This window comes from Blattabacterium cuenoti (assembly GCF_014252275.1).
GTDB lineage: Bacteria > Bacteroidota > Bacteroidia > Flavobacteriales > Blattabacteriaceae > Blattabacterium > Blattabacterium cuenoti_O.
Map to the genome: position 1 here is coordinate 55,908 of NZ_CP059214.1, position 22,921 is coordinate 78,828.

General features: G+C 25.6%; 22 protein-coding genes. 18 read left to right on the plus strand and 4 right to left on the minus strand.

The features are described 5' to 3' along the window. Positions 1 to 7: 7 nt before the first annotated feature. The 4 genes from nrfD to H0H42_RS00245 all read left to right on the plus strand — a co-directional run bounded on the left by nrfD (position 8) and on the right by H0H42_RS00245 (position 3,739). On the plus strand, positions 8 to 1,381 hold the full coding sequence (gene nrfD, locus H0H42_RS00230; RefSeq protein ID WP_185868545.1) for an NrfD/PsrC family molybdoenzyme membrane anchor subunit: 1,374 nt from the start codon (positions 8 to 10) through the stop codon (positions 1,379 to 1,381). Continuing rightward, positions 1,371 to 1,901, plus strand: a complete 531-nt coding sequence (locus H0H42_RS00235) for a DUF3341 domain-containing protein (protein ID WP_185868546.1) — start codon at positions 1,371 to 1,373, stop codon at positions 1,899 to 1,901. The genes nrfD and H0H42_RS00235 overlap by 11 nt, the downstream gene beginning before the upstream one ends. A gap of 3 nt (positions 1,902 to 1,904) precedes the next feature. Further along, entirely contained in the window at positions 1,905 to 2,510 is a 606-nt protein-coding gene (locus tag H0H42_RS00240; RefSeq protein WP_185868547.1) for a c-type cytochrome, read from the plus strand. A gap of 245 nt (positions 2,511 to 2,755) precedes the next feature. Further along, a complete protein-coding gene (locus H0H42_RS00245) occupies positions 2,756 to 3,739 on the plus strand; it encodes a hypothetical protein (RefSeq protein WP_317167330.1) in 984 nt (327 codons plus the stop codon). Positions 3,740 to 3,756: 17 nt separating this feature from the next. Here H0H42_RS00245 and H0H42_RS00250 read toward each other — a convergent pair whose 3' ends face one another. The 3 genes from H0H42_RS00250 to tsaB all read right to left on the minus strand — a co-directional run bounded on the left by H0H42_RS00250 (position 3,757) and on the right by tsaB (position 6,927). Next, entirely contained in the window at positions 3,757 to 4,443 is a 687-nt protein-coding gene (locus H0H42_RS00250; protein ID WP_185868549.1) for a potassium channel family protein, read from the minus strand. A 7-nt stretch (positions 4,444 to 4,450) separates the two neighbouring features. After that, on the minus strand, positions 4,451 to 5,857 hold the full coding sequence (locus H0H42_RS00255) for a TrkH family potassium uptake protein (RefSeq protein ID WP_262887292.1): 1,407 nt from the start codon (positions 5,855 to 5,857) through the stop codon (positions 4,451 to 4,453). Between the two features lie 428 nt (positions 5,858 to 6,285). Further along, positions 6,286 to 6,927 (minus strand): tRNA (adenosine(37)-N6)-threonylcarbamoyltransferase complex dimerization subunit type 1 TsaB, encoded by a 642-nt coding sequence (gene tsaB, locus H0H42_RS00260; RefSeq protein ID WP_185868551.1) that lies wholly within the window; start codon positions 6,925 to 6,927, stop codon positions 6,286 to 6,288. Positions 6,928 to 7,737: 810 nt separating this feature from the next. On the opposite strand from tsaB, the gene cysS reads away from it, so the two are divergent. Continuing rightward, positions 7,738 to 9,201 carry a cysteine--tRNA ligase gene (gene cysS, locus H0H42_RS00265; RefSeq protein WP_185868552.1) on the plus strand — a complete coding sequence of 488 codons (1,464 nt, stop codon included), beginning with the start codon at positions 7,738 to 7,740 and terminating at the stop codon, positions 9,199 to 9,201. Here cysS and H0H42_RS00270 read toward each other — a convergent pair. Continuing rightward, positions 9,190 to 10,344, minus strand: coding sequence for a trans-sulfuration enzyme family protein (locus H0H42_RS00270; protein WP_185868740.1), 1,155 nt, complete (start codon positions 10,342 to 10,344; stop codon positions 9,190 to 9,192). The two genes, cysS and H0H42_RS00270, sit on opposite strands and share 12 nt — an antisense overlap. A gap of 126 nt (positions 10,345 to 10,470) precedes the next feature. Here H0H42_RS00270 and atpB point away from each other — a divergent pair, with 126 nt between their 5' ends. The 13 genes from atpB (at position 10,471) to ilvB (ending at position 22,912) form a co-directional block, all read left to right on the plus strand. Further along, positions 10,471 to 11,517, plus strand: coding sequence for a F0F1 ATP synthase subunit A (gene atpB / locus H0H42_RS00275; protein WP_223843694.1), 1,047 nt, complete (start codon positions 10,471 to 10,473; stop codon positions 11,515 to 11,517). Next, positions 11,514 to 11,741 (plus strand): ATP synthase F0 subunit C, encoded by a 228-nt coding sequence (gene atpE, locus H0H42_RS00280; protein ID WP_185868553.1) that lies wholly within the window; start codon positions 11,514 to 11,516, stop codon positions 11,739 to 11,741. Before atpB ends, atpE begins: the two co-directional genes overlap by 4 nt. 1 nt (position 11,742) lies before the next feature. Beyond that, complete coding sequence (atpF, locus tag H0H42_RS00285; protein ID WP_185868554.1) at positions 11,743 to 12,249, plus strand: F0F1 ATP synthase subunit B; 507 nt, start codon at positions 11,743 to 11,745, stop codon at positions 12,247 to 12,249. Position 12,250: 1 nt separating this feature from the next. Beyond that, positions 12,251 to 12,436 carry a hypothetical protein gene (locus H0H42_RS00290; RefSeq protein ID WP_185868555.1) on the plus strand — a complete coding sequence of 62 codons (186 nt, stop codon included), beginning with the start codon at positions 12,251 to 12,253 and terminating at the stop codon, positions 12,434 to 12,436. 41 nt (positions 12,437 to 12,477) lie between these two features. Further along, the gene (locus H0H42_RS00295; RefSeq protein ID WP_262887293.1) at positions 12,478 to 12,792 is read left to right on the plus strand and encodes a F0F1 ATP synthase subunit delta; all 315 of its coding nucleotides are present in this window, start codon (positions 12,478 to 12,480) and stop codon (positions 12,790 to 12,792) included. Between the two features lie 18 nt (positions 12,793 to 12,810). Then, the gene (atpA, locus tag H0H42_RS00300; protein WP_185868556.1) at positions 12,811 to 14,412 is read left to right on the plus strand and encodes a F0F1 ATP synthase subunit alpha; all 1,602 of its coding nucleotides are present in this window, start codon (positions 12,811 to 12,813) and stop codon (positions 14,410 to 14,412) included. Continuing rightward, positions 14,409 to 15,260, plus strand: coding sequence for a F0F1 ATP synthase subunit gamma (locus tag H0H42_RS00305; protein WP_185868557.1), 852 nt, complete (start codon positions 14,409 to 14,411; stop codon positions 15,258 to 15,260). The genes atpA and H0H42_RS00305 overlap by 4 nt, the downstream gene beginning before the upstream one ends. Positions 15,261 to 15,291: 31 nt before the next feature. Beyond that, a complete protein-coding gene (gene trpS, locus H0H42_RS00310) occupies positions 15,292 to 16,302 on the plus strand; it encodes a tryptophan--tRNA ligase (protein WP_185868558.1) in 1,011 nt (336 codons plus the stop codon). Positions 16,303 to 16,372: 70 nt separating this feature from the next. Beyond that, the gene (locus tag H0H42_RS00315) at positions 16,373 to 16,933 is read left to right on the plus strand and encodes a nucleotide exchange factor GrpE (protein WP_185868559.1); all 561 of its coding nucleotides are present in this window, start codon (positions 16,373 to 16,375) and stop codon (positions 16,931 to 16,933) included. A 27-nt stretch (positions 16,934 to 16,960) separates the two neighbouring features. Continuing rightward, on the plus strand, positions 16,961 to 18,082 hold the full coding sequence (locus H0H42_RS00320) for a DnaJ C-terminal domain-containing protein (protein ID WP_185868560.1): 1,122 nt from the start codon (positions 16,961 to 16,963) through the stop codon (positions 18,080 to 18,082). Positions 18,083 to 18,130: 48 nt separating this feature from the next. Beyond that, entirely contained in the window at positions 18,131 to 19,312 is a 1,182-nt protein-coding gene (gene mnmA / locus H0H42_RS00325; protein WP_185868561.1) for a tRNA 2-thiouridine(34) synthase MnmA, read from the plus strand. A gap of 212 nt (positions 19,313 to 19,524) precedes the next feature. Continuing rightward, positions 19,525 to 21,213: a dihydroxy-acid dehydratase gene (ilvD, locus tag H0H42_RS00330; protein ID WP_185868562.1), complete on the plus strand. Its 1,689-nt coding sequence runs from the start codon at positions 19,525 to 19,527 to the stop codon at positions 21,211 to 21,213. Positions 21,214 to 21,217: 4 nt separating this feature from the next. After that, positions 21,218 to 22,912, plus strand: a complete 1,695-nt coding sequence (gene ilvB / locus H0H42_RS00335) for a biosynthetic-type acetolactate synthase large subunit (protein ID WP_185868563.1) — start codon at positions 21,218 to 21,220, stop codon at positions 22,910 to 22,912. Positions 22,913 to 22,921: the final 9 nt, after the last annotated feature.

Genomic DNA, 22,921 nt, shown 5'->3' on the forward strand with positions numbered 1-22,921 from the left:
AGAATATATGTCACATCAATATGAATCTCCAATCAGAGAACCTTTAATTTTAAAAAAAAAAACACTAAAAAATGTTAGTGATGATATATTATATCCTATAGAACACAAAGCAGGAAAATTATGGTGGATTTCATTTTTCATATCTGTTTTGGCTTTTTTATGGGGATTAGGATGTATCATGTATACAATTGGAACAGGAATAGGCGTATGGGGATTAAATAGAACTGTTAATTGGGCATGGGATATTACAAATTTTGTTTGGTGGGTTGGAATTGGACATGCTGGAACATTAATATCTGCGGTTTTGTTACTATTTCGTCAAAAATGGAGATTATCTATTAATCGTTCTGCTGAAGCTATGACTATTTTTGCTGTTATACAAGCAGGATTATTTCCTATTATTCATATGGGAAGACCATGGAATGCTCATTGGGTACTTCCATTACCTAATCAATTTGGTAGTTTATGGCCTAATTTTAATTCTCCTTTATTATGGGATGTTTTTGCCATTAGTACATATTTTTCTGTTTCTACTGTATTTTGGTTTGTAGGTTTAATACCAGATTTTGCTATGATACGAGATCGAGTTAAAAATCCATTTCAAAAAAAAATATATAGTATTTTAAGTTTTGGATGGGGGGGGAGTTCCAGAGAATGGCAAAGATTTGAAGAAATATCTTTGATATTGGCTGGATTATGTACCCCATTAGTCTTTTCTGTACATACAATCGTTTCTTTTGATTTTTCTACTTCCGTAATAAAAGGATGGCATAGTACAATATTTCCTCCTTATTTTGTAGCAGGTGCTATTTTTTCTGGATTCGCTATGGTACAAACTTTATTAGGAGTAGCGAGAAAAGTACTTTCTTTAGAAGACTATATTACAAGAAACCATATTGAATATATGAATCTTATCATCCTTTTTACAGGAGGAATTGTTGTATTAGCTTATTTATATGAATACATATTAGCTTGGTATTCAGGAAGTATTTTTGAAAAATATATTTATTTTTCTGAACAAGCTGCTAAGGGACCATTTTGGTGGGCTTTTTGGGCATTAATTATTTGTAATGTAGTTATCCCCCAATTTTTATGGATTAAGTCCATAAGAAGAAGTTTTTTTTGGTCTTATATGATAGCTATCATGATCAATATTGGAATGTGGTTTGAAAGATTTGATATTATTGTATTGAATTTAAGCCATGATTATCTTCCTTCATCTTGGACAGGATTTGTTCCTTCTTTTGTAGATGTTGGAATTTTTATAGGAACTATTGGATTATTTTTTATTCTCTATTTGATTTATATAAGAGTGTTCCCAGTGATTTCTCAATCCGAATTAAAGACAATAATAAAAATATCTGATAAGCATGAGCAATAATATTTTATACGTAAGATATGATAATGAAAGTGAATTATTAAAATCTGTTAATATTTTAACAAAAAAAAAAGGTAAAAATATAATACGTGAAATTTATTCTCCTTATCCAATTCATAATATTGGAAAATTATTAGATTTGGAAAAGAATCAATTGTCTTTTTTTTCTTTTTTATATGGAGTTTTTGGATTTTTCATTTCCAATTTATTAGTATGGTATACTATGATCTTTGACTGGCCACAAAACATTGGAGGAAAACTTTCTTATTCATGGATCAAAAATTTTCCTTCTTTTATTCCGGTAATATTTGAATTATCCATATTTTTTTCTGCACATCTTATGTGTATTACATATTTATTTCAATGTCAATTGTTTCCTGGAGCATCTGCAAAAAATCCAGATATAAGAACTACAGATAATATGTTCCTTATTGAAATTAATTGCAAAAAAAATAATATAAAGGATTTAATTTTTTTATTAAACAATCATGGAGCAAAAGAAATAAAATTTAAAAAATCATAATTTATGAAAGATATTTTTCAAATTATTATAATATTTTTTATGATTTTTTTTATGACTTCTTGTAATAAGAGTCCAAAAAGATATCCAAATAGAGTATATATGCCAGATATGTACTATTCAGATGCATATGAACCGTATTCGGATCCGTATTTTTCTTATAATAAAAAATACAAAAAAATTAATATTCCTATTTTTAATAAAAATCAAACTTCTTCGTTATTACCAGCAAAAAATTCTATACCTAGAAAAGATTTTTATGAAAATATATCTTATGATGTAGAATATAATGGATTTGATTATTCAAAAAAAATTCATAGATCACCGATTATGAATATTATAAAAAAGGATCAAATAATGAAAGATGGGAAAATATTATATCAAATAAATTGTGCCATATGTCATGGAAATGAAGGAGATGGACAGGGAATTTTAGTAAAAAATGAAAAAATTTTAGGAGTACCTAGTTATAAAGAAAGAGACATTACTGTGGGTAGTGTATATTATGTTATTACATTTGGAAAAAATAGTATGGGATCCTACTCTTCTCAACTCAACAAAATCGATAGATGGAAAGTTTCTGAATATGTGATTTCTTCATTCAAAAAATAAATAAAATGTATTATTTTTCAAAAAAAGAAAAAAAAATTATTTATTCAATAATTATTTTTGGATCTATTCTATTATTATATTATGTATTTCGCAAATTATTAATAAAAAGAAATGATTTGTTCCTATTCAAGAATAATATATTCATATCATTCTATACAACGGGATTATATTTTACTTCTATTTCCATTGGATCGCTTGTTTTCTTATGTATACAACATGTATCAAAATCAGGATGGTCCGTCATTATGTATCCAATCATGGAAGAAATATCATCATTTATTCCTTATGGATTTACCTTTATATTTTTCATGATTTGCCTAAATTCTTTAGGAATCGTTCCTTCTATATTTTATTGGATGAATCCGAATCTATACAATCCTAAATCATTAGATTATGATCCTCTGATTGCAAAGAAAAAATTATTTTTAAATATTCCTTTTTTTATTATAAGAAACCTAATTTATATGTTAGGATATAGTTTTTTTGAATTCCTATTTAAAAAATATTCCAATAATCTTAATATAAAAAAAACAATAAAAAATTACAATGCATTGTATAAAAAATCCGTTATCTTTCTTATCTTCTTTTTAATTTCTTCTACATTTATCTCATGGGATTGGATTATGTCTATCAATCCATATTGGATGAGTAGTTTATTTGGATGGTATGTATTAAGTGGAATGTTAACAAATGGAATTGGAATGATTACAATTATATCTCTTTTTCTTAAGAAAAAAGGTTGTTTCTCTTTTTTTAATAAAAATCATTTACATGATTTAAGTAAATATTTGTTTTCTAGCAGTTTATTATGGAGTTATTTTTGGTTTTGTCAATTTTTACTTTACTGGTATGGAAATATACCAGAAGAAATTTCTTATTTTATAAGGAGAGAATCATTATATCATTCTATTCATTTTTGGATTTTAATTCCAAATTTTTTAATTCCTTTTTTATTGTTAATGAATACAAAAAATAAAACTAATCCATCTATCGTTTTTATTGTTTCTATTATTATTCTGATCGGACATTATGCTGATACATATAATATGATATATCCTGATATACATAATCTATCAGAAAAATTTGGAATATGCGAAATCAGTGTTCTATTAATAGTAGGTGGAATTTTTTTATATACTTTATTAAACAACATAAACAAAAAAAATTTACAACATACAGGAAACCCCTTTTTTCAAGAAAGTAAACATTATAAAAATCCTCATATATAATAACAAAATCGATATTTTTACGCTTGATCCTTTACGAAATGAAGAATAGAATTATTAGAACCAAAAAGTGTCAAAATATCTCCTGATTTTAATACAGTATCTCCCGTTACTAATCCAATTACCCTTCTTTTAGAATTTTTCTTATGAAAAAAATAATTTTTGATATCCCTTAAAATGGTTACTAACGATACGGAATATTTTTGTGTTAACTTTAAACTCTTAACAGTTTTCCCATCGAAAGATGATGGAGAAAATACTTCCGCAATAGAATGATTATTATCTATTCTAAAATAATCTAATGCATAATTAAAAGTAATTTGTTTGGTTAATCTGAAAGCTGCATCTTGTTCTGGATGAATAACATCCTTGATTCCCATGGCTTCTAATATAGTATCATGGATCTTTGAAATAGATCGACTTACTATTCTTAAATTTTTATATTTTTTTAATATTGCAGTAGTGACAATAGATGATCCTTCATTTTCTCCGATTGCAACAATTCCTAAATCAGCTTGTTGAATAGGTAAAACTTTGTATGCTGATTCATTATTTGCATCCATACAAATTACGTTTGATATATGATCTTTCAATAAATCAACTTGTTCCATTTTATGATCTATTCCAAATACTTCATGCCCATTATCTGTTAAATTAAGAGCTAAAGATCTTCCAAAATTCCCCAAACCAACGATTATAATTTTCATATATTAATTAAATAATAATGTTTGCTTTAGGAAATTTATAATAATGATGAAAATGACCCTTATTATTTTTTAACAAACTAATCATCACGTTAAAAATTCCTATTCGACCTAATAACATTAAAAAAATCAAAACGAATTTACTACCAGTTGATAAATGAGGTGTAATGCCTAAAGATAATCCAACAGTGGAAAAAGCTGAACATACTTCAAAAATAGTGGATAAAAAATCTTTTTTGGGATCTAAAAAAATAATAGTTAAAATACTGATATAAATTACCATTAAGGATAAAATAATAATAGCAAAAGATAGTTGAATAGTTTCTGAAGAAATTTCTCTTTTCTTTATTTCTATTCTATTTATCCCTTTAGATAAAAAAAATACATTTATTAATGACAATGCAAAAGTACTTGTTTTAATCCCACCACCTGTAGATGCTGGAGAAGCGCCTATCCACATAAGAAAAATAGTAAATGAGATTGTTAAAGGAGTAAACAATTTTGTGTTTAATACATGAAATCCTGCAGTTCTAGATGTAGCAGAAGAAAAAAATGAAACGACAATCCTACCAAATAAAGAAGGATGTTCTTTAAGAGAAGTATCGTATTCACTAAAATAATAAAAAATTGTTCCAAACAAAAGAAGTAAAAAAGTAGTAAATACAACAATTTTTGTATTTAAAGTCACTATATGTACAGGATTTCTAATATGTTCATCTTTAAAAATTTTATAAAAATATTTTTTCAATGTTAACCAAATATATAAGGAAAAATTAAATAGAATATGAAATCCAAGACCACCTAAAATTAATAAAATAGAAATAATAATTTGTAAAAAATAATTAAATCTAACAGAATAAGAATAAAGACCTTGATTGAGTGTTGAAAATCCTCCATTACAAAAAGCAGAAACAGAATGAAATACAGAAAAGAATAAAGAATCAAAGAATTTTAAAAATTGAAAAGGTCCATTTTGAATAGAAAAAAAAATAAAAATAGCACCGATTATTTCAACTAACAAAGAAAAAAGAACCACTTTTACTGCAAATGGTAAAACATTATTTGTTGTTTGTGCATTTAAAAAATTACCAATAAACTTTGCTTCTTTAAAAGAAAATCCATCTTGAAAAAAATAATTTAAAAAAGATGTGATAGTAAGAATTCCTAATCCACCTAATTCTATTAAAATCAATAAAATTACTTTTCCTATATAAGTAAAATCTTTTTCCGTATTTAGAACCGTTAATCCAGTTACGCATACTGCACTAGTAGATGTAAATAATGCATCGATAAAGGAGATTTTTTTTACTGTGGAAAATGGTAATCTTAGTAAAACTGTTCCTAACAATGATAAAAAAATAAAACTTGTGATAAAAATAATAATGGGATTATGCGTTTTTACATATACCCTTCTCATAAAATATGATAATCGAATCAATCCATATAAAATGAAGCTTATGAAAAAAGAGGTGTTAACTACACTTGAAACAAAAAAATTTTTATAAAAAAAATGATTAAAAACGAATAGTAATATAGGAAAGGATAGTATAAAAACAGAAAAAAAAGTCATCGACTTGTACCTTTTTTCTTTTTTTTTATCAAAAAAGAATAACATATGTAAAAATATGACAAAAATTACCACAAAAAATAAAAAAAAATCATTAGAAATAATGTAGAATATTTTATTCCATGTTGGAATCATAAAAGTATCAAAAAAATTTTTAATATTTATTACGTTGTTCAATTTAAAATCTTCCATTCCTTTTTAATAAGAAATTAAGTATCCCATTTTTATTAAAATGGAAAATATATATATATGATGTTATATTACTATTTCTTATCAAATTACAAGTAAAACGGAGAAAATGTATCAATATTCTCGAATTTTTTTTCACAAAATTTTTGATAAGATAGAAATGACATATTTTTTGCCGATGGATAAACATTTGATAAATATTTTTTCTTCTTTGTAAGAACTTTTTTTTCAAAAGAAAGAAAATTAATGTTCCCTATAAAATAATTTTTGTTTCTTTCGTCTATTTTTTTTAAAAGATTATCAAAATTTAGAATATCAACTTTGGACAGTTGATTTCCTACACCATCAAATAATGCAGTATAAAACAAATGTTGACGTGCATAGATCATTGGAATTAACATCCCATTTTTTATATTAATATTTTGAATAAGGACTTTTAAGGAATCGATAGACAATAAAGGAATTCCTAATGAAATACATAGTCCTTTTGCAGTAGATGACCCAATCCTTAAAGAAGAATAGGATCCTGGACCTTTACTCACACAAATAGATTGCAATTCTTTAAATGATATTTTCAAGGATTTCATTATGTATTCAATAAAATTGTGTAATTTTTCCATGTGTAAGTATTCTATTGAGCATTCATCTATATATGCCATACATTTTCCATATTTAGATATACTCACGGAACAATTTTTAGTAGAAGTTTCTAAATTTAGAATTAATGTCATATAAATATTTATTATGTTTTCTATAAACTTAATCAAGTGATGAAAGAAATAAAAATTATTCCATACATTGTTCATTATATAAAAAAATATATTAAAATTTTTGTTTTCAATAGATGTTTTTTAAATAATCTTTAGGAATAGATTTATTTGTTACAAATAACATAACATCTATAATTTATGATCCTAATTTATTTGTTTTTTAAAAAAAATATATAGTGAATCAATTTACCTGAAAAACATGAAAAAATGTTATTATCAGATTATAAAAATATTTATAAAATAGTTAATCGATAATCATCCATATGAAATCTATTAATCATGAAGAAAAATTTTATGTATTGCAACGATTCAATCAATCATGCGGATAATTCATAAATAATAAAATTTCACGTTTTTCTTGGATAATCAATGGAAATATTTTGGATTATAGTAATATATATAAAAAATATGGAGATGGAAGATTGATAAATTCAACACATAGACAGTTTAAATAAAAGTAAAATACGATTCATTTATAGAAAAATCAAAAATTCGACAACAAAAATGAATTGATTCGTGCTATAAATAAAGAATGAAAAGGGAATATCCTCCATTTATATAGGAACAAATATATTTAAAAATATCTAAGAAAAAATAAATGTTTTAAAACGATATATAAAGATTACATAAAAAAATCAACATAAGAATTTTCCTATTCCATTAGAAAACATACGTTTTTAAAAAAAATAGAATTAATTTTCATTAATCTTCTATCATTCCTTTTTAAATTATAAAATTTTTTAATTAATCTTATAATGAATTATAAGAAATATGAATCATCATAGTAAAAATACTATAAAAAATAATTTAAAAATATATAATTCTTTAACCAAGAAAAAAGATATTTTTTATCCTATTTATCCCAATCATGTTGGAATGTATGTTTGTGGACCAACAGTATACAATCATATTCATTTAGGAAATTGTCGAACTTTCATTTTTTTTGATATTGTTTATAGGTACTTGAAACATTTAGGATATCAAGTAAAATATGTAAGAAACATAACAGATATTGGTCATTTATTTTCAGAAAACAATGAATTAGAAGAAGATAAAATTATCAAACGTTCCCGTATAGAAGGTCTTGATCCCATGGAAATAGTTCAAAAATATACAATATATTTTCATGAATCCTTAAATATTTTAAATGTACTTCGTCCCAATATAGAACCTATAGCAACTGGACATATTACGGAACAAATAGAATATGTCAAAAAAATTCTTTGTAATAAATTTGCTTATGAAAAAAACGGATCTATATATTTTGATTTAAAAAATTATTCAAATCATTTTTTATATGGAAGGTTAAGCAATAATAATATAAAGGAACTTATGGATAGAAATTTTCTTTTTTCTAAAGAAAAACGTGATATAAAAGATTTTTGCCTATGGAAAAAGGCAAAAAAAAATCATATTATGAATTGGAATTCTCCATGGGGAAAGGGATTTCCTGGTTGGCACATAGAATGTTCCGTTATGAGTACAAAATATTTAGGAGGATATTTCGATATTCATGGAGGAGGAATAGATTTAAAATTTCCTCATCATGAATGTGAGTTAGCTCAATCCACAAGTTTTTTTAACAAAAAAAACGATTTATCTCGTTATTGGATGCATGTAAATATGTTAAATATAAATGGAGAAAAAATGAGTAAATCAAAAAAAAATTTCATGTATCCTTCTCATATATACGAGAATTTTAAAATATCTTCTAATATTCTTCGATTTTTTATGTTACAAACACATTATAGAAGTATTTTAATTTTTTCGAATAAAAATCTTTTAGATGCAAAAAAAAATTACAATTTTATTATAAATTCTATCAATAAATTAAATAATGTAAAATTCCATAAAGATATTATTTCATACGACTTTATTCACCAATGGATTGATGATTGTTATAATGCAATAAATGATGACTTTAATACTCCTTTATTAATTTCTTATTTATTAAAAGGTTCTCGAATAATTAATGATATTATTATCAATAATAAAAAGAATTCTCTTTATTTATTAAAAAAATATATAAACTATTTTATGTTTGAAATATTGGGATTCAAGAAGAATAAAGAAGAAACAAATAACTATAAAAAAAAATTAGAAATTTTAGTTCAAAGATTAATCAATCTTCGAAAAGAATATAGAATTCAAAAGAATTGGGAAGTATCTGATAAAATACGAAAAGAATTAAATCATATTGGAATATTAATAAATGATCATAAATTATTGAAATAATAATGATTGATGTAAATCTTTTATCAAATCATCCACATGTTCTATTCCTACCGATAAACGAATAAGAGAGTTTTGTATTCCAGAAGCAATTCTTCTTGATTCAGGGGTTGATTTATGAGTCATAGTTGACGGATGACAAATCAAACTTTTTGTACCACCTAAACTTTCCGCTAGTTTAAATAATTTCGTAGAAGAAACAATTTTTTTAGCATGTTCTTCAGTATCTTCTTTCATGCTGAAAGAAATTATTCCTCCAAAATATTTTTGTTGTTTAGAGGCAATTAAATGATTTTTATGATGAGAAAATCCAGGATAATAAATTTTATCAATCCCAAACTGTTCTTTTTTTTCATGTAAAAAATAAGCAATTTTTGAAGCACTTTCTGATTGTGTTTTGACTCTTAAATGAAGAGTTTGAATTCCTCGTATGGTTAACCAAGAATCGATAGGAGATAGTACCCCACCAGTAGAGTTCTGAATATATTTTAGTTTATCATATAAATCTTTGTTTTTTACTGTAAGTACTCCTGATAAAACATCGGAATGTCCTGATAAATATTTAGTTGCACTATGTATAACAATATCTGCCCCCAATTTAATAGGATTTTGAATAATAGGAGATGCAAATGTATTATCTACAACAACAATAATATCTTCATTAATTTCCTTTGATTTTTTACTTATATATTCAATATCAGATATTTTTAATGTAGGATTTGTAGGAGTTTCTAACCAAATCAACTTTGTAGTTTTAGAAATATGTGAAATTGTATTTTTTTCATTGGTTGTATCAATAAATGTTGTATTGACTCCAAAATTTTTATATAAATCCAATACGCGAAAAGTCCCTCCATAAATATCGTCTACGGCAATAACTTCATCTTTGTTACTAAGAAGTTTTAATACAGCATCAACAGATGCTAATCCTGATGAAAATGCAAGACTTGCATATCCTTCTTCTAAATCAGTCATTAAACGTTCTAATACATTTCTTGTAGGATTATTCGTCCTTGTATAATCAAATCCCTTATGAACTCCTGGATATTTTTGAACATATGTAGAAGTTTGATAGATAGGAAAAGAAATGGCACCAGTAAGTGAATCAGGTAAAATATTGTGAATAATTTTTGTTTCTTTCTTCATTCCAAATAACAACATTATCATTACATAAAGCAAATGTAATTTTTTTTACTTTCAAAAAGTACTGAAATTGTAAAAATTTATTAAAAAAAATATAAATTTATCCTTTATTTTTCTGAAAAACATCAAGTGTTAAGAGTTTACAACATTTTAGGAAATTTATTAATCTTATTATGCTCAATATGCCTTTCTATTCAATCGAAAAATGATGAAAAAAATAATTTACCTTCGAAATTGGATATATCACATATTATTATCGAACATGTAGGAGATTCTCATGAATGGAAAGTGACAGAAAACAGATCGATTTCTTTACCAATTATCTTAATAAAGAAATGGAAGGGGATTGAATTTTTTTGTTCTTCCAAATTTTATAATAATGAAGTTGTCAAAGGACGATATGGTTATTACAAAATGTTAAACGATAAAATTTATGAAGTGAATTCTATTGGAGATAGATTTAAAAAAAGAATTATAATCGATATATCCATTACAAAAAATGTTTTATCAGATTTTATCTCTTTTTTTATATTGATCTATTTATTTGTTCGAATGAAACATCAATATAAAAATGGTCGAATGAAATGGAATTTTGGAATTCTTTTAGAACAGATCATTGTATTTTTACGTAATGAAATTGCTATTCCCTATATTGGAAAAAAGGAATATCATCCTTATTTTCCATTTTTATTAACATTATTTTTTTTCATACTTATCAATAATTTAATGGGGATTATTCCATTATTTCCAAATGTTACAGGAAATATAAATATTACATTTTCGTTGTCTTTGTTCACATTTTTCGTTACACTTTTTAGTGGAAATAAAAGTTATTGGAAACATACATTATGGATGCCTAAAGTACCAATACCAGTAAAATTATTGTTATCTCCCATAGAATTAATTGGAATATTAATTCGTCCATTAACTATGTCTATTCGATTATTTGCAAATATTACAGCAGGACACATTATTATTTTGAGTTTTATATGTATTATTTTTATTTTTAAGAATATTTTTATTGCTGGATTTTCTGTAATGTTTGGATTGTTTATTTCTATTTTAGAAGTAATGGTATCATTTCTACAATCTTTTATCTTTACAACTTTATCTGCTTTATTTATAGGAATTTCTATTAAAAAATATCACGAAAAAAAAATAATTAAAAAATTATGAATATAGATTTAACATACGCAGGATTAGCTGCTTTAGGAGCAGGATTATCCGTTATAGGAGCAGGATTAGGAATTGGAAAAATTGGAAGTTCGGCCATGGATGCAATTGCTAGACAACCTGAAGCTTCAGATAAAATTCAAAATGCAATGATTATTGCTTCAGCACTTATTGAAGGGGCTTCTTTATTTGGAATAGTTACAACACTTTTAGCCGTTTTTAAATAATATGGACTTAGTATCTCCTTCTATTGGATTAATTTTCTGGCATACAATCATTTTTCTCACACTAATATTTGTTCTTTCTAAATTTGCTTGGAAACCAATTATAAATGTTATTGAACATAGAGAAAAAATCATTAGAATATCATTAGAAAATTCGGAGAAATTACAAAAAGAAATAAAAAATATGGAAAATAAGAGAAATCATATTCTAAAAGAGGCTTATATAAAAAGAGATTGTATTTTAAGAAAAACGTTACAAATAACGAATGAAATGAAACGTAATGCAGAAAAAGAAGGAATTTTAAAAAAAATGGAAATTATTAATAATGCAAAACAAACCATGAAAAACGAAAAAAAAATATATATGCATAAACTTCAATATCAAATAGGAAATATTTCTATTATGATTGCTGAAAAAATATTGGAAAAAAAATTAAATAACGAAAATGATCAAAAAAAATTAATCAAAAATCTCATGGAAAAAATAAATTCATCATATATACGTTTATAATATGTTTTTTAATAAAAAAATTATAAGACATTATTCTTCTATTTTATTTGATTATTCCTCAAAACAAATAGGAAATGATTTTTATAAAGAAACAAAAAAAATTTACGTTCTTATTTCTAAAGATCATATTTTTTATAACATATTGTGTACACGGTTATTGACTCCTAAAAAAAAAAAAAAAAATTAGAAAAAATATTCCTTTATTTTCATTCATTAAATGCAAATTTTTTGAAATTAATCATTGATAAACAAAAAGGATTTTATTATAAAGAAATTTTATTAGCATATCAAAAACTTTATGAAGAAAAAATAATGAATGTTAAAAAATGTATCATCACCTCTTCTTTTCCATTAAATGAAAAAGAAAAAGAATTAATATCTATAAAAATGAATTCTTTTGAGGAAAAAAATTGTTATTTACAAATAACAAATCAAATAGATAAGTCTATAATTGGTGGATTTTCTATTCAAATAGGATTTAAAAAATTAGATTTGAGCGTTAAAAATCAAATTGAATTAATTAAAAAACAATTTTTAAATTAATATTTATTTTTTTATAATATGTCAGAATTACAATACTCTGAAATATCATCAATACTTAAAAAGAAGTTATCAAATTTTCAATTTGAATCAGAATTATATGAATACGGAATTGTTGTACAAGTAGGGGACGGAATCGTTCAATCTTATGGATTAAATTCGGCATTTTATGGAGAAATAGTTTCTTTTGAAAAAAATATAAAAGGAGTAGTTTTAAATCTTGAAGAAGATCATGTCGGAATTGTTTTGTTAAACACTTCAAAAAATATTAAGGAAGGAGATTATGTAAGAAGAACAGGAAAATCGTTTTCTATTAAAGTAGGAGAGGGAATGTTAGGGCGTGTCATTAATATGATGGGAGAACCTATTGATGGTAAAGGGCCAATATTAGGAGATTTATTTGAAATGCCAATAGAAAGGAAAGCTCCAGAAGTCATTTATAGAGAACCAGTAAACGAGCCACTATATACAGGAATCAAATTTATAGATTCTATGATTCCTATAGGAAAAGGACAAAGAGAATTGATTATTGGAGATAGACAAACAGGAAAAACTACAATTGCAATCGATACGATTATTAATCAAAATAAATTTTATAAAGAAAAAAAACCAGTTTATTGTATTTATGTAGCTATTAGTCAGAAAGCGTCGTCCATTGCAAATACGATGAAAATATTAGAAGAAAAACATGCACTTTCTTATACAGTAATAGTTGCATCTAGTGCTTCGGATTCAGCATCTATGCAAGTTTATGCACCTTTTTCAGGCACTTCTATTGGAGAATATTTTCGTGATACTGGTCGATCATCATTAATCGTATATGATGATTTATCTAAACAAGCGGCTTCTTATAGAGAAATATCTCTTTTATTGAAACGACCACCAGGAAGAGAAGCATATCCAGGAGATGTTTTTTATTTGCATTCTCGTCTTTTGGAACGATCTTCTAAAATCATAAAAGATCAAAAAATGGCTGAAAATATGAATGACGTTCCAAATTCTATTCGTAAAAAAATTAAAGGAGGAGGTTCATTAACTGCTTTACCTATTATTGAAACCCAATCGGGAGATATTTCTTCCTATATTCCTACTAATGTGATTTCCATAACAGATGGACAGATTTTTTTAGAAAAGGAATTATTTAATGCTGGAATAAGACCAGCGATTAATGAAAGTATCTCCGTTTCTCGTGTGGGAGGAGCAGCACAAATTAATTCTATGAGAAAAGTTTCTTCAACACTTAAAATGGATCAAGCACAATTCAAGGAATTAGAAGCCTTCTCTAAATTTGGTTCTGAATTAGATCCATTTACCATGAAAATTATAAACAAAGGAAAAGTAAATACGGAAATTCTTAAGCAAGAACCTTATCATCCATCTGATATTGCAGATCAGATCGCAATGATATTTATTGGCAATAAAGGATTAATGGATCAAATTCCTATCTCAAAGATTTCATCTTTTGAAAAAGAATATTTAAAATGTTTAAATCATCAATATTTCGAATATTTAACTCTTTTAAGAAAAGGAATTTTTAATGAACAAATATCTAAAATATTAGTCGATGTTGCTTTAACAATAAAAAAAAATCATGTTTATAAAAAAAAAGATCCTCATAAATGACGAATGTTAAAGAAATTAAAAGGAGAATTTTATCAATGGATAACGTTATAAAAACAACGGAAGCCATGAAAATGATTTCTACTTTAAAGTTAAAAAAAGTTAAAGAATTATTGCATCATGTACAAACATATCTAAATGATATGCAACTCATTTTTTCAAATTTTTCATCTACTTTAGATATTTATTTTTATAAAAAAACATGTAGATATTTTTTTCATAAGAATAGATCCAAATCATTATTGATTTTTATTACCTCAAATAGAGGATTATGTGGATCTTTTAATTCTTTGATTTTTGAAAAGGTTAATCAACTTATAAAAGAAAAAAATGGAAAAAAATATGTGCTTTTTTCTATAGGAAAAAAAGGAAATGAATTTATTCTAAATAATAAGTTTCATCGAGCAAAAATACATCATTTTTCTTTTGAAAATTACGATTTATTTTTTCAAGATTTAACGAAGTTATTTTTTAACCGATTTGATTCTATATATTTTATATATAATAAGTTACAAACGTCCATGCATGTGGAAACAATAGTAGAAAAAATTCTACCGATTTCTATCCAACAATTTCCTTATCAAAAAAACCAAATTCCTCCTATTTTAGGATCATCAAAAAAAAAAATTATCAATTTTTTGATTGAAAAATTACTCATTTTAAAGTGTAAAAAATTTTTTTTACATTCTTCTTCTTCAGAACATACAGAACGGATGATTTCTATGCATAAAGCATCAGAAAATGCTAAGGATATAAAAGAAAATTTAATTATAAATTACAACAAAGAAAGACAATATCTGATTACCAAAGAAATACTAGAAATTGTAGGAGGATTAGAATCTTTAAAGTGATGATGTAATAAATTCATTAAATTTAAATAATATGAAAAGAATGCTAACTGGAATTAGAAGTACCGGTACGCCTCATTTAGGAAATATTTTGAGTGTTATTATTCCGTCTATACATATAGCAAATAAAAGTGAAAAATATTCCTCATTCATATTTATAGCGGATTTACATTCTTTAATCAAATTAGATAATAGAAATAAAATTAGAAATAACATTTATAAAATATTATCTACATGGTTAGCATTTGGATTAAATATAGATAATTGTTTAATTTATCGTCAATCTGACATTCCTGAAGTTACGGAATTAGCATGGTATTTAAGTTGTTGTTTTCCATATCAGAGATTAAAATTATCACATTCTTTTAAAAAGGAAATTAAACATAAAAAAAAACAAGAAAGTAAAATTAATGTAGGATTGTTTAGTTATCCTATTTTAATGGCAGCAGATATTCTTCTTTATGATGCAAAAATTATTCCAGTAGGAAAAGATCAACTTCAACATATAGAAATTACGCGTTTTATTGCAAACTTATTTAATAAAAAAATAGGAAAAAACATTTTTGTATTACCTCAAGCTTTACTGCAAAATGAAGCAATGTGTGTTCCAGGAATAGATGGAAATAAAATGAGTAAGTCGAAAAATAATTATATTAATATTTTTTCTTCAAAAGAAATATTAAAAAAACAAATTATGCACATTCAAACAGATAATAAATCTTTTCAAGAAAAAAAAAATCCCGATGAAGATTGTATTATGTCTTTATATAAACTTGTTTCCAATAAACATGAAATAAATAACATGAAAAAAAAGTATCTTAATGGAAGATATGGATATTCAGACGCTAAAATAGAATTGTACCATAGAATTAACCAAAAATTTGATAAAGAAAGAGAGAAATTCTTTCATTTTATGAAAAATGAACAATTATTAGATAAAATTTTATTTTGTGGTGCAAAAAAAGTAAAACATATAGCTATTAATAAATTAAATATTGTGAGAAAATATTTAAATCTCAATTCATTGTTTTATTTTATGTCATAAATGACATAATAATAAATTATGGCAAATATTTTGCTTATAATGAGTAAAATTGTGATGAATATATATTGTTATGAATATTGATCAAAAAAAAATTGAAAAATCATTATCTTCTTCAAAAAATAGTTCTATTGTTAAAGAAAATTCTTGTAAAAAAAAACTAAAGAAAAATCATAATGTAGAAAAAGACATTGAATTTTTAAAAAAACAGTTAAAAGAAGAAAAAGAAAAATTTATTCGTATTTTTGCGGAATTTGAAAATTATAAAAAACGAATACAAAAAGAAAAATTCGATATTTTTAGAATTCTTCATGAAGAAATCCTTGTAGACTTAATTCCAATTTTAGATGATTTTGAACGAGGAATAAAAGAATTGAAAAAATCTGAAGAAGATTTCCTTGTAAAAGGAATATTCTTAATCCAAGAAAAATTAATTAAAATTTTAGAAGAAAAAGGATTAAAAAAAATCCATACAAAACGAGGAGATCTTTTTAATACAGATTTACATGAAGCGATTTCTCAAATTCCAGCTGTTAAAAAAGATTTAAAAGGAAAAATTATAGAAATCATAGAAAATGGATATCTATTAAAAGACAAGGTAATACGACATGCCAAAGTGGTTACAGGAAAGTAATTTATATGTATCAATAATTTTTTATTCATGATAAAAAAAGATTACTACGAAGTATTAGGAGTTTCTAGAAATGCTACTTCAGAAGAAATTAAAAAAGCTTATAGAAAATTAGCCATTAAACATCATCCTGATAAAAATCCAAATAATAAAAAAAAAGCAGAAGAAAAATTCAAAGAAGCTGCTGAAGCTTATGAAGTTTTAAGTAATGTAAATAAAAGAAATCTTTATAATAAATATGGACATTCTGGAATAAGAGGTAATAATACATCAGGACATGGAATGAACATGGAAGATATTTTTACAAATTTTGGAGATATTTTTGCAGATGCATTTGGGGAAGGATTTTCAAATTTTGGTTTTGGAAGATCTGGTCAAAATAGAGTAATCAAAGGAAGTGATCTAAGAATTAGAGTTAAATTAACGTTAGAAGAAATAGCGGTTGGAGTAGAAAAAAAAGTAAAAGTAAAAAGACTGAATGTTGCTAAAGGAGTCAAATATCACAATTGTCCTTCTTGTAATGGAAGTGGACAAAATATACGTGTGACAAATACTATTTTAGGTAGAATGCAAACGTCTTCTCAATGTTATGCATGTTCAGGAACTGGGAAAAGTGTAAAAAATGTTCCTAATGGAGCAAATAACCATGGATTAATCAAAGAAGAAGAATTAGTTAATATAAAAATTCCTGCAGGTCTTACAGAAGGAATACAACTAAAAATATCGGAAAAAGGAAATGCTGCTCCATTCGGAGGAATATCAGGAGATTTAATTGTTTTAATAGAAGAGATTCCTCATCAAGAGTTAAAAAGAGAAGGAAGTAACCTACACTATGATTTGTACATTTCCTTCCCAGACGCTATACTAGGAGCGTATAAAGAAGTTCCCACTATTAATGGAAAAGCACGAATAAAAATAGATCCTGGGACACAATCGGGAAAAACACTTAGATTAAAAAATAAAGGATTACCAAATATAGAAGAATATGGTCATGGAAGTTTATTCATTCATGTTAATGTTTGGACACCAAAAAAAATCAATAATGAACAAAAAAAATTTTTTGAAAAAATGAAAAAAAATGAAAATTTTCTTCCTCATCCAGGAAATTCGGAAAAATCGTTTTTTGATCGTGTAAGGGAAATGTTTTCATAAAAATCGTCAATTATTAGATATAAAATTTTCATAATTGAAAAATTTTTTATGAAAAAAGTAGTTGTAGCTATGTCAGGGGGTGTTGATTCCAGTGTATCAGCATTAATTTTAAAAAAAAGTGGATATGAAGTAATTGGTATGTTTATGAACTATTGGAATCATTTATTATTAAATAATCATTGTTCTCTTAATCAAGATGGTCTTGATGCTATGTTGATTGCTAATCAATTAAACATTCCTTTTCATGTATTAGAAATGAGAAATGAATACAAAAAATATGTATTAAATTACATGTTTTACGGATACAAGATCGGATATACACCTAATCCGGATATATTGTGCAATAAAAAAATTAAATTTCATCTTTTTTTAAAGAAAGCTATTAGTTTAGGAGCAGATTTTATTGCTACAGGGCATTATGTAAAAAAAAAGATTATTACCAAGAATAATAAAAAAATATATAGTCTTTTAATAGGAAAAGATGGAAATAAAGATCAATCATATTTTTTATGTCAATTAACACAAAATCAGATAAAAAAAACAATTTTTCCATTAGGTTCACTCACCAAAAAGGAAGTTCGATCCATTGCAAAAAAAAATGGATTAAGTAATGCTTATAAAAAAGAATCTCAAGGATTATGTTTTCTTGGAAAAATTCAATTATCTGATTTTTTATCCAAAAAAATTCCTCGTAAAAAAGGAGAAATTATTTATATCAGCTCTCATTCGGAAATCTATAAAAAAGAAAATAAAACATTTTCTTCCAAAGTAGAAGAACTTTTATTCTTATCAAAAAAAAAAGACTATAAAAAATCTAATGGATCTATTATTGGATCCCATGAAGGAGCTCATTTTTTTACTAAAGGACAGAGAAAAGGAATTTCTTTAGGAGGATATAAAAAAGCTCTTTTTGTTATTGATACAGATGTAAAAAAAAATATTGTTTATACTGGGATGGGAAATAACCATCCTGGATTATATAGAAAACATTTATTTATTAGAGAAGATGAGATTCATTGGATACGAAAAGATCTTATGTTATCTAATGGAAAATATATGGATGTTTTTTGCCGAATTCGATATAGACAACCCTTACAAAGATCCAGATTATACAAAATAAAAAATGGTTTATTAATTGAATTTGAATATATGCAACGAGCAATTACTGAAGGACAGTTTGCTGCTTGGTATTTTAATGAAGAATTAATTGGATCTGGAATTATTTCCTAAACGAATTTTTCCTATTTATATCCATTTATTATTGATCAATTGTAAAAATTTTAATATTTTTTAAAAATATTTCAATGAAATTGATGAATAAAGATAATATTTCTTTATAGAACGTTATTTTTTTTATATTTTTGCAAGTTTAATAAACTATATGATTTCATTAAAAAAAATACAGTGAAATTTTTTGATCGATTTATGAAGGGAGATATTTCATGAAAAAAACAATAAATAACTTTAGCAAAAAAATAACAAAAAACAACGATTTACCAGCTGCACATGCTATGTTGTATGCAATAGGAATGAAAGAATCGGATTTTAATAAAGCTCAAATAGGAATAGTGAGTAATTGGTATGAGGGAAATCCTTGTAACATACATTTAAATCGACTATCTAAAAAAGTTAAGTCATCTGTATTAAATCACAATCTACTTGGGATTCAAATAACCACTATTGGAGTAAGTGATGGAATTACTATGGGGACATCAGGAATGAGATATTCTCTTCCTTCTAGAGAAATAATAGCAGATAGCATAGAAACAGTAATTGATGCTCATTATTATGATGGAGTTATTGCTATTCCTGGATGTGATAAAAATATTCCTGGAGTTATGATGGCTTTACTTAGATTAAACAGACCATCTGTGATAGTTTATGGGGGAACAATTTCACCCGGATATTATAATGGAAAAAGATTGGATATTGTTTCTTCTTTTGAAGCATTAGGTAAAAAAAATGCTTGCAGCATTAGTGAAAAAGAATATAAAAACATTATAAAACATTCTTGTCCAGGCCCTGGAGCATGTGGTGGAATGTATACCGCTAATACAATGGCTATTGCTTTAGAAGCCTCAGGAATGACGCTTCCCCATTCTTCATCTGCACCATCACAAAGTGAAGAAAAATTACAAGAGTGTAACCAAGTTGCAATTTGTATAAAAAATTTATTACAAAAACAGATAACTCCAGAAAAAATTATTACAAAAAATTCTTTGGAAAATGGAATTAAGTTATCTATGTGTCTTGGAGGTTCTACCAATATTGTTTTACATTTTTTAGCAATAGCTAAAACAGCAAATATTGATTTATCACTAAAAGATTTTCAAAGGATCAGTGATCAAGTTCCTCTTATTGGAAATTTAAAACCAAGTGGAATTTTTCTGATGGAAGATATTCATAAAAAAATTGGAGGAATTCCAGTAATTATCAAATACCTTATAGATCAAGGAATATTATATGGGGATTGTTTAACCGTTACTGGAAAATCTCTTTATGAAAACGTTAAAAATTTTCCTGACATAAATTTTAATAAAAAGGTTGTTTACTCTTTAGATCATCCTATTAAAAAACAAGGACATATTCGAGTATTATACGGAAACATTGCTCCAGAAGGAGCAATTGCAAAAATTACAGGAAAAGAAGGAAATTTTTTTATGGGAAAAGCACAAGTTTTTAATTCCGAAAAAGAGGCAAACCAATTTATATTAGAGAATAAAACTAAACCTGGTACGGTAATTGTCATTAGATATGTAGGTCCTAAAGGTGGACCAGGAATGCCAGAAATGCTAAAACCCACATCATACATTATGGGAAGTGGATTAGGAAAAAAAGTTGCTCTTATCACTGATGGAAGATTTTCTGGAGGATCACATGGGTTTGTTGTCGGACATATATCCCCTGAAGCATATATAGGTGGATTAATTGCTCTTATAAAAAATGGAGATGTTATTAAAATAGATGCAGTGAGTAATACAATCGATTTAGAAGTAAATAAAAATGAAATTAATAGAAGAAAAAAATTATGGAAAACTCCTGTTTCGAAATTTCAAAAAGGATATTTAAATAAATATAAAAAAATAGTTTCTTCTGCTTCTCAAGGATGTATTACGGATGATGAATCATAACTTTATGAAAAAACAATTAATTTCTGGTTCTTCTATTGTTATGGAAACCCTTTTACATGAAAAGGTACAATGGATATTCGGATATCCAGGAGGTGCAATTATGCCTATATATGACGCTTTACATAATTATTTAGATCGTATTTCTCATGTATTAATGCGTCATGAACAAGGTGCGATTCATGCCGCACAAGGATATGCTAGAGTAACTGGAAAAGTTGGAGTCTGTTTCACTACTTCAGGACCTGGAGCAACAAATTTAATTACTGGATTAGCAGATGCTTTAATTGACAGCACACCAATTGTTTGTATTACTGGACAAGTATTTTCTTATCTCCTTGGAACAGATGCATTTCAAGAAACTAATATTATAGATATCTCTCTTCCCGTTACAAAATGGAATACACAAGTGTTAGCAGCAGAAAATATATGTAAATCTATTCAAAAAGGTTTTTTTATTGCAAAAAAAGGAAGACCAGGTCCAGTATTAATTGATATTACTAAAGATGCTCAGATGCAAAATATTGTATTTGATTTTTCTCCTTATAAAAAAGGAAAATATGTTTATTCATTTCCTTGTATAAAAGACAAAAATATTATTGAAGCAGCAAGATTAATTAATCTTTCCAAAAAACCTCTCATTCTAGCGGGACAAGGAATTATACTTGCTAATGCAGAAGATATTTTTAAAAAATTTGTAGAAAAAACTGGAATACCTGTAGCAAGTACTTTATTAGGATTGGGGTCAATACAAAGTACACACCATTTACATGTTGGAATGTTAGGAATGCATGGAAACTATGCCCCTAATATTTTAACTAATCAATGTGATGTTCTTATTGCAATAGGGATGCGATTTGACGATCGTGTTACAGGAAATCTAAAAACATATGCAAAACAATCTAAAATTATTCATTTAGAAATTGATTCATCAGAAATTAATAAAAATGTTTTGTGTCATATTTCTATTTTAGGAGATTGCAAAAATTCTCTAAAAAAATTACTTGATTATGTACATCCATCTCATCACAAAGAATGGATGAAGAAATTTTCATTTCTTAAAACAAAAGAAGAAAAATCAGTCATAAAAAAAGATATTCATCCAATCAAAGGAGGAATTACAATGGGAGAAGTTTTAAAGTGGATTAATAAATATAAAAAAGAAAATTCTATTCTAGTCACAGATGTAGGTCAACATCAAATGATTGCTTCAAGATATTTTAATTTTACTTGTAAAAAAAGCCAGATTACATCGGGTGGTTTAGGGACCATGGGGTTTGCATTACCTGCTTCAATAGGTGCAAAAATAGGTTCGAAGAATAGACAAGTAATTTGTATTGTAGGAGATGGAGGAATTCAAATGACGATACAAGAAATGGGAGTGATTTTACAGAATTGTATTTGCATAAAAATTATATTATTAAATAATAACTATTTAGGAATGGTACGTCAGTGGCAACAACTATTTTTCAACAAACGTTACTCTTGTACCAAATTAGTTAATCCTGATTTCATAAAATTATCAAATGCTTATGAAATCCATTCAAAAAGAGTGGAAAAAAGAGAAGAATTACAATACGCTGTAAAAGAAACTTTACAACATAAACATTCTTTTTTGTTAGAAGTCATTGTCGAAAAAGAAAAAAATGTATTTCCTATGATTCCTTCAGGATCATCTGTAGATGAAATTCGTTTGGAATAGAATAGAATG